The 14,330-nt window shown below is 51.7% G+C and carries 14 protein-coding genes; 9 read left to right on the forward strand and 5 right to left on the reverse strand.

The window, feature by feature from the left end:
• The first annotated feature begins 179 nt into the window (after positions 1-179).
• The 6 genes from L6H98_RS29310 to L6H98_RS29335 all read left to right on the forward strand — a co-directional run bounded on the left by L6H98_RS29310 (position 180) and on the right by L6H98_RS29335 (position 5,307).
• Positions 180-1,970: a hypothetical protein gene (locus tag L6H98_RS29310; RefSeq protein ID WP_236421243.1), complete on the forward strand. Its 1,791-nt coding sequence runs from the start codon at positions 180-182 to the stop codon at positions 1,968-1,970.
• Complete coding sequence (locus L6H98_RS29315) at positions 1,960-2,562, forward strand: CbrC family protein (RefSeq protein WP_236421244.1); 603 nt, start codon at positions 1,960-1,962, stop codon at positions 2,560-2,562. The genes L6H98_RS29310 and L6H98_RS29315 overlap by 11 nt, the downstream gene beginning before the upstream one ends.
• Before the next feature lie 27 nt (positions 2,563-2,589).
• Complete coding sequence (locus tag L6H98_RS29320; protein ID WP_236421245.1) at positions 2,590-3,189, forward strand: hypothetical protein; 600 nt, start codon at positions 2,590-2,592, stop codon at positions 3,187-3,189.
• A gap of 33 nt (positions 3,190-3,222) precedes the next feature.
• Positions 3,223-4,122 carry a nucleotidyl transferase AbiEii/AbiGii toxin family protein gene (locus tag L6H98_RS29325; protein WP_236421246.1) on the forward strand — a complete coding sequence of 300 codons (900 nt, stop codon included), beginning with the start codon at positions 3,223-3,225 and terminating at the stop codon, positions 4,120-4,122.
• Positions 4,123-4,272: 150 nt separating this feature from the next.
• Positions 4,273-4,713: an Imm48 family immunity protein gene (imm48, locus tag L6H98_RS29330; protein ID WP_236421247.1), complete on the forward strand. Its 441-nt coding sequence runs from the start codon at positions 4,273-4,275 to the stop codon at positions 4,711-4,713.
• A gap of 54 nt (positions 4,714-4,767) precedes the next feature.
• The gene (locus L6H98_RS29335; protein ID WP_236421248.1) at positions 4,768-5,307 is read left to right on the forward strand and encodes an RNA 2'-phosphotransferase; all 540 of its coding nucleotides are present in this window, start codon (positions 4,768-4,770) and stop codon (positions 5,305-5,307) included.
• A gap of 126 nt (positions 5,308-5,433) precedes the next feature.
• Here L6H98_RS29335 and L6H98_RS29340 read toward each other — a convergent pair whose 3' ends face one another.
• A complete protein-coding gene (locus L6H98_RS29340; RefSeq protein WP_236421249.1) occupies positions 5,434-6,288 on the reverse strand; it encodes an SDR family oxidoreductase in 855 nt (284 codons plus the stop codon).
• A gap of 110 nt (positions 6,289-6,398) precedes the next feature.
• Complete coding sequence (locus L6H98_RS29345; RefSeq protein ID WP_236421250.1) at positions 6,399-6,824, reverse strand: Rrf2 family transcriptional regulator; 426 nt, start codon at positions 6,822-6,824, stop codon at positions 6,399-6,401.
• 420 nt (positions 6,825-7,244) lie between these two features.
• On the opposite strand from L6H98_RS29345, the gene L6H98_RS29350 reads away from it, so the two are divergent.
• Together L6H98_RS29350 and L6H98_RS29355 are read left to right on the forward strand one after the other, a co-directional pair.
• On the forward strand, positions 7,245-7,463 hold the full coding sequence (locus L6H98_RS29350) for a hypothetical protein (RefSeq protein WP_236421251.1): 219 nt from the start codon (positions 7,245-7,247) through the stop codon (positions 7,461-7,463).
• Positions 7,464-7,490: 27 nt separating this feature from the next.
• Complete coding sequence (locus L6H98_RS29355) at positions 7,491-8,774, forward strand: MFS transporter (protein ID WP_236421252.1); 1,284 nt, start codon at positions 7,491-7,493, stop codon at positions 8,772-8,774.
• Between the two features lie 422 nt (positions 8,775-9,196).
• On the opposite strand, the gene L6H98_RS29360 is transcribed toward L6H98_RS29355, so the two are convergent.
• The 3 genes from L6H98_RS29360 to L6H98_RS29370 all read right to left on the reverse strand — a co-directional run bounded on the left by L6H98_RS29360 (position 9,197) and on the right by L6H98_RS29370 (position 12,268).
• Complete coding sequence (locus L6H98_RS29360; RefSeq protein ID WP_236421253.1) at positions 9,197-10,021, reverse strand: carbohydrate ABC transporter permease; 825 nt, start codon at positions 10,019-10,021, stop codon at positions 9,197-9,199.
• Complete coding sequence (locus L6H98_RS29365) at positions 10,022-10,894, reverse strand: sugar ABC transporter permease (protein WP_236421254.1); 873 nt, start codon at positions 10,892-10,894, stop codon at positions 10,022-10,024.
• Positions 10,895-10,963: 69 nt separating this feature from the next.
• A complete protein-coding gene (locus L6H98_RS29370) occupies positions 10,964-12,268 on the reverse strand; it encodes an ABC transporter substrate-binding protein (protein WP_236421255.1) in 1,305 nt (434 codons plus the stop codon).
• A 176-nt stretch (positions 12,269-12,444) separates the two neighbouring features.
• Between L6H98_RS29370 and L6H98_RS29375 the strand changes: the two genes are divergently transcribed.
• Positions 12,445-14,328, forward strand: a complete 1,884-nt coding sequence (locus L6H98_RS29375) for a histidine kinase (RefSeq protein ID WP_236421256.1) — start codon at positions 12,445-12,447, stop codon at positions 14,326-14,328.
• Positions 14,329-14,330: the final 2 nt, after the last annotated feature.

Below are 14,330 nucleotides of genomic sequence, written 5' to 3' on the forward strand. Positions count from 1 at the left end.
GACTTTGAGGATGACGAAATTCGCAATTATTATGAGAAGACAGGGGAAGTTAGGTTTCCTCGGAGAGTTCTGGTCGTGGACGGAGGCAATGATATTTGGGTGGACTCCAGAGGCTGGATAAAACGATATGAATTGGAGGAAACACAGATCTTGGAGGAAAGGAAGGATACAGGAGAGACATGATTACGAAGGAAAAACGAGACCTGGTGTATCAACATTATTCGGAAGGTTCATTCGACCGATTGTCGATGATGTTCGATTCCTACATGGCTGCTGATTGGTTGGATTATGTGGATCAAGCGGGTAGACTTATTCATATGGAAGTGCTGTCCTTATACATAGAAGTATCATTGCTTGCAGGTAGCGTTCATCGAGTAGAGAGTGAGTTGTTTCCACTTTTGCAGGAACTGTATAAAAGAAGTACAGAACACTACGTGTATGAGTATGAGAGTGTCGCTCGTCAGTTATTTGAAATCACAGAAGGGATTGTTATGGCATTACAGGACCCATGCGATGGTTACGATGTTATGCAACAAATCGGTTCTTTACTAGATAGGGAGCAGGAGAAAATTCAACCAGAGATGTATATTAGAGCAATCTATTATATGACTCTTGCCAATATAAAAGAGGGCAACTTGCTTGACGCGTTAGCCAAATTGCAAAAACGACCATCCACCAAAAGCTCATATTGGGATGAGAAGCTGAAGGACATGGAGGCATGGTTGGGAGAGCATAGTTTGTTGTATGCCGATGTGATGCAGTTTCCTTCCCGCAAACGAGCGGCTTTACTGCAACTGACACGGATGAACTCGTGGATCGGCGACGTGGCAATTAGCCCGGATGGCTCCCTTGGTGCAGTGATGGATTTCTCCGGACAATTGAAATTGTTCCGTATGCAGGATGGCATGGAACTTGCAGTATTGACGGATTACGAGGCGTTCTTTTTGGAAGAAAAAGCGATGCATGTTCGGTTAGTATTTAGCCCTGATGGGCAATTTCTTGCCGTTGGAATGGCCGTAGGTCTTGTTGCCGTGGTAGATATACAGCGTTTAGAGTTCGCCAGGGAGTTCCGATACCCTGGTCTGGATTGGGAACAGTTGATCTCCAATGCCTATTACGAAGAGTACACGCATGTATCTTTTAGCGCTTCAGGTCAGTATATTCTCATCATACCTACGGCAAGATCCTATGATCCTCAGGGAGATGATGGATTTCCCATACCAGCTGAGTATGGAACGTTCTATGTACTGAATTTTGTTACAGGGGACTTGATATTTAAACATACTTACAGTGACAGGAAAATTACAGCGAGTGCCTTCAGCCCGGATGAACGCTTTCTTGCCATCGGCCTAGCGGGGAAAGAAGTAGAACTATGGGATATTGAACGGGGGCAGCCCGTGATTTTCCGCAGTGATTTTGTATGGCTTGCTTGGACACATCGCATGGGAATGAACCAAACGCTAGCATTTACACATAACAGTGAGTGGCTGGTATATGCAACACACAACAGCGAAATCCGTGCAGTCCATGTGGCAGGTCATCATTCCGATGTTATACGCCCGTTGGGTAAGCCTTATGTTTGTAGTGCCATTGCGATGGATTCGCAGGATCGTGTCCTTATGGCACTATGTAATTACTCCAGTACATCTCAATTACATAGGTGGGGAATGGGGGATAAAAAAACGGAGGCTGTATGCACATTAGATCACTCACGAGATATCCATCAGATCATCATTGATGAGACGAGAAATCAATTATGGCTGCTTGACGAAACAACTGCGGAATTGCGCGATTATTCAAATAGTAGAAGGTTACGGATGTGGAATCCGTATTACTGGTTCTATACTAGGGGTGTTTTACGCCATTCCTATGCGATTCATAGCAAGAACGGACAGATTTTTGTCGGTTACCAGGATCACGCCAGAATTGGATTTTTTGAACAAATCCAGGAGGTCGAGTATGGATCATAACCAACAGCCTTTCTTTCGTTTCCAACCATACGCCTACACGAATGGTATCTTCGATACAAATCAAGAGAAGGAGCGGTGCTCCGTTTGTAAACAAGTCAGTGAATTCATGTACCATGGTCCCTTTTACAGCGTTCAGGAGGTAAGCGGAATTTGTCCTGTGTGCATTCATAATGGAGAAGCGTCCAGCGTTTTTCAAGGCGTATTTCAAGGTGGAGTGGAGTATGCGGGTGGATCGTTGTCGGTAACCTACGATGACGGTTTGAACAAGTTTGTTTATTACTTGAATACGGAGGAAGTCCCTGAAATTCAAAATCCGATGATTGATGAATTATTGTTTCGGACGCCGGGATATGTGTCTTGGCAAGAACCTTACTGGTTAACTGAACAGCATGTTCCGCTTGCGTTTGTGCAATATTTGAACGAGGATGATATTCGGGAGTATGGGAGTTTGTTAAACCAGGCGGTGGATGAAATTCGTGAACAATATGGTTTAAACGATCGCTTTTCCTTAAATTCCGAAGACGCAGGTATCTATTTGTTTGAATCGATATCAGAGAAGCATTCATACCGACTTCATATAGACTTTACATAGAAAAAGAGAAAGGACGTGTCTCATAATATGGAATTTGAATTTCACGTAACGGTAGAGGATTTGAAGCTGGAGGAGAAGCAGGCGTTCATCCGGACATGCGAGGAACAGAAGGTCAAACCGGTGATGATTGTGCTCGATCAAGGGGAGTATGTGCATCAGCCGATGTTTACGGGGAACGTACATAGCGACCGTTATGAAGAAGTGAAACAAGGCATGGATGCGCTGGCCTCGATTTTCGGGAAACAAGGGTTTAACGTGGTGCGCACCAAAATCGAAATTCCCGCGCAGGAAGAACGTTATTTTCACGAACCGATGGTTGCAGGCTCGAAGCCGTATTTTGAATGGCATGGCAAGGTGGAAGTCGGCGATATCGCAGACTTGAAAAAGCAGTGCGAGCCCTATGGCGGACATATCTCGCGTAATTCATTGAATGCCAATGGTAAAGTAAGGTTCATTACGGTGCGGGAATACGGCTCTGCCGCTCGTTTCTATGAACGGATCGCCGGCATTGAAGAGGTCTTGCGTCTGAACGGGATCAAGCTGCTGAAGCAGCAGCACGAATTGTGCGTACACGATAGCCGGGAAGAGCTGGATAAAGGTTGGGTATCGCAGAATAGTCATTGTTAGGATACTCACATGTAAACAAAAGGAGGACACGAAATGGCTGGCATTATGAATTTGGATCAGATGAGTTACGAGGAACGATTGTTAATCGGTCTGGAAGCGTTGTTGCGAAGGGCGGCATTGGTGAATGGGCCGTTTGCCTTGAAGGGCAGCCTGTTGACGAGGCAGTATTTGGCGGACCGGAGCGTGCGCGATGCGGACGACATCGATTTTTTGTGCCTGGAGACGATTCGGGACGAGAACGAGGCCAGACGTATGTTCACGGATTGGATGATCGAGGTGACCGAAATGGATCTGAACGACGGCGTTCAGTTCCGCAGCTTCCGGGAAAATGCGTTCTGGAGATGCATCGACTACGCGATGGCGGACGACTTCCCGACGGTGAACACCGATTTGGCGTATCGTTTCTACCGGACTTCCACTAGCGAGAGCACGTATGCGGATGAGATGTATCTCGACATCTCGTTTAATTTGTCTTTGGAAAACGAACCCGTGCCGCTGACCTATCAACCGTCGGTTGGGGAAGCATTCGTTGTTCCGCATACCGTGCCGCTGTCTACGCAGGTTGCCTGGAAATTGCATCAGACGATCGTCAGACCGAGATTCAAGGATTTGTACGACTTGACGTTTTTGCTGGCCCATCCGTCTTACGATGAGCAGGCATTGCGGGGAACCTTGCAGACGCTGGTGAATGAGTGCGCCATGGACTCGTCGATTACGAGCGAGGCGATCCGCAAGGTGCTTGTGGACGATCTGCATGATCTGTATCCTCAGATGGAGAGAGATTATGACTTGAGAGATTACGCGGGAGAGCGCGTGCCAGCCGTTTATTTTGCGGAAGTGGCCGCGGGGCTGCGGAACATGATGAACCAGCGTGGTTTTACTGAACAGGCGTATGAGCAACTGCCAGGACCGACGACGAATAGCTCTAAATAGCGCGATGAAGCTGTTCTTCCGGACAACCAGCGTATTGAAGGCGCCCCCTCGCCTAACAAAAGCGATTTGAATTTGCGCCCCCAACTCGCTACAATGGTTCCATGGATTTGGCACAGTCAGCGTGCTATTGTAGGAAGGAAGGATGACATAATGATAGACGATACAAATTTCGGCGACTTGAGCGATGCCATTCTGGCTGCGGCGGCAACGGAGCTCGAACAGATGGTACATAAAATATGCGAATTGATCGATATACCCTTGGAACGGACGACCGAGCTGCAGCGCCAGGTTATTGCCGCTTTTGGTTTCGGAGCCGTTTACGGCATTACGCACCGGGATCGGTTGGCTGAGCATCAGGCTCATGCCCTGAGCATTCGCATGCTGATTCAGCCGTTTGGTTACAGCGAACAGCAGGCGGTTGATTTCGCGGACGACCTGATTAAAGTTGCGTCCAACCGTGACGCCCACCCTGTCATGAATACGATTATTCACCGCGGCATAGATGGATATGCGCAGTTCACCCAAAACGATGACGAAGGATTGGGGCGGAACATGCAGGAGATTTTGGCGGCAGTGCAGTCTGCCAGCTAACGTAATAAGAGCCCTGAACAATAGCGGCAGCGAATGGAAAGGGGTGTGAGACCAATGGATTTGATGAAATTAAGCAAGGAGCTGTCTTACGCGCTGCGGCACGCGCCTTGGGAGTATGAACTGGAGCTGGACGACGAAGGCTGGGTCGAGATCAGCCAGCTGCTGGCGGCTTTGCATGAGAGCAAGAAATGGACGGCCGTCACGGAAGCGGACCTGCATCGCATGATTCAGGCCTCGGACAAGCAGCGCCACGAGATCGCGGACGGCCGCATACGGGCATTATACGGCCATTCGACGCCGCAAAAAATAAGCCGAACCCCTGCGCAGCCGCCGCAATGGTTGTATCACGGAACGCCGACGCGCGCGGTGGACTCGATCATGGCACAGGGATTGCAGCCGCGGCAGCGCCAATACGTGCATCTGTCTGCCGACGTCGAGACGGCTTCGCTGGTGGGCAGCCGGCGTGACCCGAAGCCGGTCATCCTGCGCATCGATGCACAGGCGGCTGCAGCGGACGGCCTTTCCTTTTATCATGGCAACGAGAACATCTGGTTGGCCGACCACGTTCCCGTGAAATACATTCACCGGGATTAGGCCGAATGTCGACACGAATACAAACACAATATACAAAGGAGCACCTCCAGCGAAGATGATTCGCCTTGGGTGCTCCTTTTGTGCTTGCCATGCTTTTGTAAGCGGTCGTACTCGTTTTCCTCTCGATTAACCGAGAAGCGCTTTGATGCCTTCGCTCAGCGGTTGCGCCGGACGGCCCAGCAGCTGTTCCAGCGTATCGCTTTCGACATTGAGCGCGCCTTGCGCGATCGCGCTTTGCATATCCACCAGCATGGAGACGACGAAGTCCGGCAAGCCGGCGCCTTTCATGATTTCCGCGTAAGCGGCACTGTCCACGTTTTGCACCGGAATGTCCTTGACAAGCACTTCGCCTGCGATGGCAGCAAGCTCGGCTTGCGTGATCGGTTTGCCGGAAAGCTCGTATACGGTGTTGTCGTGCCCTTCGCCCGCCAGTACCGCCGCCGCCGCGTAAGCATAATCGCTGCGCGTAGCCCAGCCTACTTTGGCCGAACCTGTTGCATGCACCCAAGGCGCGCCTTGTGCCGCAGCTTGAACGCTGCCGCCTTCGTTTTCGAGGTACCAGTTGTTGCGCAGCAGGGAGTATGCAATGCCGGAATCGCGGATGGCTTTCTCGGTTGCGCGATGGACTTCGGCGAGTCCGAGCGTGCTCTCGTCGGCTTTGGCCACGCTGGTATAGGCGATGAATTGCACCCCGGCGTTTTTGGCAGCCTGTACGGCTGTTTCATGCTGGCGAATGCGTGTTTCATTATCGCCGTCCGCGGAGATGAGCAGCAGGCGCTCCACGCCCGCGAATGCCGCAGCCAGCGACTCCGGCTGGTCGAAATCGCCGTGGCGGACCTCTACGCCTTGAGCGCTCAAATGCTGTGCCTTTTCCGGATTGCGCACGCTGACAGCGAGCTCGGAGGCCGGCACTTTTTTCAGCAAAGCCTCCACGACGAATGAACCCAAATGACCTGTAGCACCAGTAACGAGATATTTCATAATAAATGTCCCTCCAAAAAGTAGTTTGTATGGTTTTGCTTGTTGTTATCGATGTAGTTATAACAGAAGTGATTACAACGAAGGGGGAAGAAAAAGCTCCTGAGGAGCTTTTAATCCGAGACGTCGACCTGATCCATCATCTGCTGCAAAGTTACGCTATTCAAACGCCGTTCCATCGCTTTCTGGGCTTCGTCAAGCTCGGCCCGCAAAGAATGCTCGATCATTCGTCCGACCGGGCATGCCGGGTTCGGATTTTTGTGGAAGTTGAACAGCTGCCCGTCCTCCACGACATCGAGGGCGCGATACACGTCCAGCAGCGTAACCTCTGCCGGGTCCCGCAGCAGGGAAGCACCGCCCACGCCTGGCCTTACGTCGATCAGGCCCGCCTTCTTCAGGCTCGACATGATCCGGCGAATGATGACGGGATTGGTGTTCACGCTCTGCGCGATCAGGTCTCCCGTGCATTCATTCGGCATCGTTGCGATCAGGGATAGGGTGTGCACCGCGATGGAAAAGCGACTGCTGATCTGTTTCATCGATCATCACCACCGTTGTAACCATAATAGTTACAAAATAAATAAAAGTCAATTCCTTTTTCGTCAAATGAACATCCGAGACGTTGCGAATCGGTCTCCGGGCGGAGCATGAATCCGAACCCAAGGCCGATTTGTCTTACTGTCATCCTTGCTATAATCTGTTTAATTCGTACATATTTATCCATAGATGTTGGGTATGGGGCCGTCCGCCTTTGGCAAATCCACGTTTTGCTGCAGCATCAGCGGGATGGATGACATCAGTTTTCATGATGTGGAGGTAGCGGCAAGGTCGGGGCGTAAGCCTGTATATGGTGGAAGAGAGAGGACGATTGTTGCAATGGCAGGCAGAGATGGGGTTCTAAAAGGGCGCTCTGATGACTAGAATAGACCGACAGTCGGTCGAGTTGATTGGAGAATCGCATGAGAGTCGTCGAACACCCGGAAGAACGGCGGCGTTTTAATGACATTCTCGATGCTGAAGACACGCGCTTCATCGTCCGGAAATACGGCAAAACAGCGGTAAACGATATTTTACGCGCATGCGAGATTGCCAAACCAAAGGTACCTTCGACGTGTGATTGGTGCGGAGAAGGGCAGCTTTGCCTATATGAGCCAACGGTATCTGTCCCATTAACCTGAAGCGTTATTCTGAAAGGAGTCGGAACAATGGAACCAAACGTGCAAAAATCGTTTCACAAATTTCTGTTGGTATGGTTCGGCCAACTGATTTCGATGATCGGCATCGGGCTGACGGCGTTTTCGCTCGGCGTGTATGCCTTCGAGAAAACCAATACCGCCACAAGCGTGGCGCTGATCACCCTCTTTACCTTCCTGCCGAACATTCTGCTGCGGCCGATCGGAGGCGTTATGGCCGACCGGTTCGACCGACGTCTGATGATGATCATTGGCGATCTCGGTTCGGCTGCCGGGCTGGTCTTCATCTTGTCGTTCATGCTGACTGGAGATATCCAGCTATGGCATATCTATGCAGGGGCAGCGTTCAGCTCCGTATTCTCAGCCCTGCAAAGCCCGGCTTACAAGGCTTCGGCAACCGATCTGCTGACTGAAGAGCAATTCTCCAAAGGAAGCGGCCTCGTACAGCTCGCGGAATCCTCCAAGTTTCTGTTTTCGCCGATTATCGCAGGCATGCTTCTGAGCATAACGACCATTGAAACGATTTTGGTCGTCAATATATTGACCTACGTGGTGGCGATTCTGGCCGTGCTGGTTATCCGCAAAAGCTTGAAGGTGGAACGCATGGAGGAGGAAAGAAACCGTCATTGGCTGACGGATCTTCGGGAAGGCTGGACGGAAGTGGTCACCAATAAAGGCGTGCTGCTGCTGGTCATGATTATTTCGCTGATTACCTTTTACATCGGATTTCTGGAGACGCTCATCGGTCCGATGATCCTCGCCTTTGCTGATGCAAAAACGCTCGGGACATTTCAGTCGGTAAGCGCCGTCGGCATGCTGATCAGCAGCCTGTGCATTGGCGTGTTTAGGATGTCCAAGAAATATGCAAGCGTGCTGGTTACCGGATTGGTGATGTGCGGTCTGTCATTCTCGCTGATCGGTGTATCTACAAACATGTATTTGATGATCTCCGCAGGTTTCCTGTTCCTGGCTTCGCTGCCGTTCGTCAACATGAGCGCCGACGTGCTGGTGCGCAGCAATATTTCCAACGAAAAACAGGGCAGGGTATGGGGCATCATCGGCATCCTGTCGCAGCTTGGCTTTATCATTGCTTACAGCCTGGCTGGTTTCCTGGCAGATCATGTGTTCAATCCGCTGCTGGTGGAGGACGGCCCGTTGGCATCCACGGTGGGTCAGGTGACGGGTACGGGAGAAGGAAGGGGCATCGCTCTGCTGTTTATCATTGCCGGCCTGTTCGTTGTGATCATCGCAGGCATCACGTCCCGTCTGAAAACGATCAAAGCGCTGGAACAATGATTCGCATATAAGTCGTTCGGGCGAAACAGACTTGGCGCATGATTAAGGCGAGAAACGCATTAAAAAGCGGCCCCTTGGATGCCATTACGTTTGGCTAAATGGGGGCAGCTTTTTGTGGTCAGGCGTCATTAAAACGTATTGCACTTTATAAGTTGAACTAGACCGTTACACAAAAACGAAGGGGGCAGAAAGAATCCGAAGAAGCGGAGCTAAAAGCTTTCTGTAAGAAAGCTCTATCGGAAGCATACACCTCGTGTTTATCACCGGATTTTCCCTTTGAAAAGGGATCAAAAAATCTGGGGATAATGACGATCGGAAGATGGTTCTGCCCCCGTAGTGACTTCGTGTAGTGGTTCAACTTATATAGGCATTCAAGCCTCTAGAAAAGGTAGAGCGCACATCGCTTTCATCAAACCTGCGACTTACCCTTTCACCGCGCCGGACGTCAGGCCGCCGACGATGTATTTTTGCCCGATCAGGAACACGATCAACACCGGCAGCGACGTGAGCACGATATCGGCGCTGACGAGATTCCACTGGGCGCTGAATTGCCCGAAGAAATTGTACACGGCCAGCGTCATCGGCCACATTTCCACCGTGTTCAGCATGTAGAGGGGAGCGGTAAATTCATTCCACACGCTTAGGAAATTAAGCACGAATACCGTGACGAGCACGGAAGTCAGCAGCGGCATGATCACTTTCAGGAACAGCTTGATGGCATTGCAGCCGTCCATGATGGCCGCTTCGTCCAGCTCCTTCGGGATCCCCGAAACGAATGCGTACGTGATGAACAGCGAGATCGGAATGCCCATAGCGGTGTATAACAGGATCATGCCGATATGGGAATTGATCATGCCCAGCGTTTTCATCACTTCCATCAGCGGAATGTAGTTGAGCGGCAGCGTAATGCCGAGAATGAGAAAGAAGTACAGGAAACCACTCAGCTTCGAATGATTGCGCGACAGCGTAAAGGCCGAGAAGGCCACAACGACGACCAGCAGCAGGGAAGAGGCCGTGGAATGCAGCAGGCTGTTGAAGAATGAGCCGCCGAGATGCCCTTGTTCATAGACGATGCGGTAGTTGTCGAAAATGAAGGTTTCGGGCAGTGTCAGCTTCAGTACCTTGGCCTCCGCGTCCGACTTGAATGAGTTCAGCACGATGACCACGAACGGAATCAGCACGATCAGGCTGAGTATCCACGCGACCACGTTGAGGCCGATGGACACGAGTCTTTTTTTCAGTTGCATCTACAGTTCCACCTTTCGGCTCATCAAGCGGATGATAAAGAACGAAATGATCGCCATAATGACGAACAGAATCGTGGACAGCGCGCTGCCAAGGCCCCAGTATCCCTTCGCGAACGAGGAATATACAGCTGTGTTGATGACATCGGTGGCGTTGCCGGGTCCACCGTTGGTCAGTACGTAAACCGCATCGAACACGCGCAGCCCGTAGGTAATGTTCAGCACGGTGGCAATCGTGATGGTTGGCATCAGCATCGGGATCGTAATTTTGAATAAACGCTGCCAGAACCCGGCTCCATCAATGGCCGCAGCTTCGTAATAATCGCGCGGGATGGAGAGCAGGCCGGCGATGAACAGCACCATGATGTACCCCATGCCTTTCCACGTATCGACCGCCATAATGGATGGCATGGCCCAGGTCAGCGAACCGAGCCAGTTTTGGGCCAATGCGTCCAGTCCAAGCGAACGCAGCGTCACATTGACGAAGCCGTTGTTCGGATCAAGCAAGCTTTTGAACACCAGGCCGATGATCAGGAACGACAGCACTTGCGGCGAAAAAATGATCATGCGGTGCAGGTTGGCCATCTTCACCCCGCTGACGAGCAGCAGGGCGAGGAACAGGCCCATGACCGTTTTGGCCACGGCGGTCACGATCGTGAAGATCACCGTGTTTTTGATGAACAGCAGGTATGTCGGGTCTCCCGCCAGAATGGTGCGGAAATGTTCGAACCCGATAAAGTTTTTCTCCGGGCTATAGCTGTTCCAGTCGGTAAAGGAATAATAGATGCCCAGCACCGCGGGAGCGACGATAAAGAGAACGTACAGCACGATCGCGCCAGAGGAGAAATACCATGGGTAAATTTTGTTTGCATTCATGTCAAGCAACACCCTTCCTTCCTGCCGCGCGCTTTGCGTGCATTCGCGCGCGGCGATGCCGGACGCGGCTTATTGCCACGCCTCATCCTTCAATACCTTGGCTTGTTCGGCCCGGCGCTTATCGATGTTCTGCAGAATCTGGTCCGGCGTCATTGCTCCGGCGAACATGCCGGAGATGTCTTTACCGATATCCATCCACTGCGGATCGATATATTTGACTGCGGCTTGCATCACCGTGCCCTTTTCGTGCGCTTTCTCGTAATCGATGTAATCCTGGGTCAGCTTCGGCTCGATTTCCGGCCAGCAGATGGTCAGATTGCCTTCGCCGCCGTCAAATACTTTTTGCAGGTTCTCGTGTTTGGTGATCCAACGGAAAAACTTCAACACTTCTTCCGGATGTTTGCTGTTTTTGTTGCCGAACATGGCCGCCGAACCGCCCGGGTTCACGCCGATCGTCTGGTTGTCGCCCCATGGCATCACGAAGAATCCCATGTTGTCCTTCATGGCCGGATAGGCCTCGGCGACTTCCTTCTCCGTGCCCGGAACGCGAAGCAGCATGGCTGCCTTTTCCTGGCCGAAGGCTTCGATGCCCGCCTCAACCGTGTTGGACAGGAAGTCTTTACCGAAGTAACCCAGCTCGGCAAATTCGTTCAGCTGCTCCAATACCGTTCTGAGCTGCGTCAGGTCGGCGACCTTCATTTCGTTGCTGTTCAGCTTGTCGTAGGTGCCAGGCGTGCTTTTCTCGTAGTTTGGTCCGGTTTCGAACAGAGGCAGCACCTGGTACCAGCCGCTTGCCGCAGCCTGATAGAACGGAATGATGTCTTTCTCTTTGATCTTTTGGCTGATTTCCTTAAATTCCGCGTACGTGGTCGGCGGTTCGATGCCGAGCTCGTTAAAGATGCGTTTGTTGTAATACACGTACCATATTTTCGTCGGGGCAAAGGAAACCCCGTACACTTTGTCGTTGTGGCTGACCGTTGGCAAAATCTCTTCCGACATGCGGCCGGTGAACTCCTCGCCCGTCAGGTCGATCGCATTTTCTTCCGGTCTTACGTTCGCCGGCATGCTGAGCGGGTCCACGTCCACGTTGAAAATGTCGGGCGCTTCTCCCGAAGCCAGCTTGACTTTGATCAGATCGCGCCACTGGGCATCCGGAACGACCTGGAAGTCGATTTTGACGCCGGTTTCCTTCTCGTATTCCTTGGCCATTTCTTGCATGATGCCTGTGCGCGGAATGCCCGTCTGGCTTGTGCCAAAGGTCAGCGTTACCTTGCCCGAACCTTCGGATTTGTCCCCCGAGCCGCATGCGGCAAGCAGCAGGCCGGACAGAAGCAGCAAGCCTGCGAGCGTAGCTAGAAATTTCGTTTTCATCATTGAACCTCCCGATGGAATAAGATATGATGTCTTGCATAACGCTTAATGTAAGCGTATTCTTTATGTGCATAACTTTACTGTGAACGGGAACATCGCTCAATAGACAAAAGCGTTCTGTTGAGGTGGACATTTTCGCCGGGCGCCAGACATGATCATTTTGACGGGGTGGATAAACCATGGTCCGATATCGTTTTAGAACATTGCAGCAAAGCCTGTTTACGTATTACTCCGCCGTGTTCATCGTGTTTGCGCTGCTGGTGGCCAGCTTGCTGTACATGTTTCTCGCAAACGACATCCGCAGCCGCAGCGCTGACCAGCAAAGACAGCTAAGCATGTCGATCGTGAGCAATCTGGATCAGGAAATCATCAAAATGAACAATTTTTCGATGAGCATCGTCTACTCGAACCTGGTCAAGGAGCATTTCAGCCATTACTTGTCCCCTGCGGAGGAAGATCCTCAGCGGCCCATTGCGGACTCGGCATTTTACAAGGATACGACCACGCTCATCGATGTCATTCTTGCCGTCATCAGCAGCTCGAATACGGCGCAGCAGGCGAACATTTATGACGTAAACGGCAAAATGATCGGCGCCGGGGCGTTCAACGGGCAGCTGTCCGTCGACATGACCCAACGTCCGTGGTACGAAGAAACGTGGGAGCGAAACGGATGGCGCGTCCTGCAGCTTCTGGAGGGTGGTTCGCTGCCCATGCCGACCGGGCAGGGACGGCCGACGAGCCAGTACCTTTCGTTAACACGGGTGTACAAAGACGGCAATTATGTCAGTCAGGGCATCGTCGAAATATTGCAGGATGCACACACCGTATTTGGTTCGCTGGACGAATTGCAGGCAAGCAACAAGGAGCTGCATATCTACGTGTTGGATGACCAAAGCCGACGGTTGTATCCGTTCTCCGCGGACGGAGATGGTTCCTCGGCGGCGGTAGCCAATTATTACGAAGAAATGATTCGCAGTGGCGGTTATGCACCCGAAACGATGCAGGAAGTGGCCGCATTTGACGGAGGGGCGAAGCAGATGATGACTTACGCGATGTCCGGGGAGACGGGATGGACGGTCATTTTGACGCAATCGAAATCATCGCTGTTTGCCGGCCTGAACCGGATGGCGCTGTTGATCATCGGGGTGACCGTGGGCACGCTTATGCTAATTCTTCTTTTATCCTATCTGATCTCGAAGAGGGTCACTTTGCCGCTGCATCGCCTGCAGCGCATCATTCAGAAAACGGGCGTTCAGCAGCTCGAAACGGGACAGGACCCTGCGCAAATGTTCAAGCTGGAGCACCCAGGCTCCATTCGGGAGATGGATGAATTGAACGATACGTTCATTCGGCTGAACCAGCAGCTGGTACAGTCCTTCCAGGACATGCTGGCGCTCAAGTCGGAAGAAACGCAGGCTCGCCTGCTGGCGCTGCAATCGCAGATGAATCCTCATTTTCTATACAACAACATCACGAACATCAGCATTATGGCCGAGGAAGGCATGAACGAAGAAATTGTTGCTTTTTGCGGCCACATCGCTTCGATGCTGCGTTATATATCAGCTTCCGGCAGAAACGGCGTTACGTTGGCGGAAGAGCTGGAGTACTGCGAACGTTATCTCGAATGCATGAAAATCCGGTTTGAGGATGATCTGCAGTATGAGTTCGATATTCCAGAAGACATGAAAGGACAGGTCGTTCCAATGCTGCTCATTCAGCCTTTGCTGGAAAACGTAATGAAATACGGGCTGAGCGACGTCCCGCCATGGAAATTGCGAATTACGGGGGAGCAGGATGAGGAACAGGGGACATGGAGCATGACAGTGGAAGACAACGGCCCAGGCATGGAGCCGGAGACGCTCGCGGCGATGGAACAGTACATCGAATCCTCGCACGATTGGGAGCGGATGCCCGACATGCAGATCAACGGCATGGGGCTCAAAAACAGTTGGATCAGGCTGAAATTATGGTATGGTGACGCGGCCTGCATGCACATCGTGAATCTGCCGTCCGGCGGGATGCGCATCACGATCGGCGGTTCCATTCGAAAGGAGAAGGGATAACG

The sequence above is a fragment of the Paenibacillus sp. JJ-223 genome (assembly GCF_927798175.1).
In the GTDB taxonomy this organism is placed as follows: Bacteria; Bacillota; Bacilli; order Paenibacillales; family Paenibacillaceae; genus Paenibacillus; species Paenibacillus hubeiensis.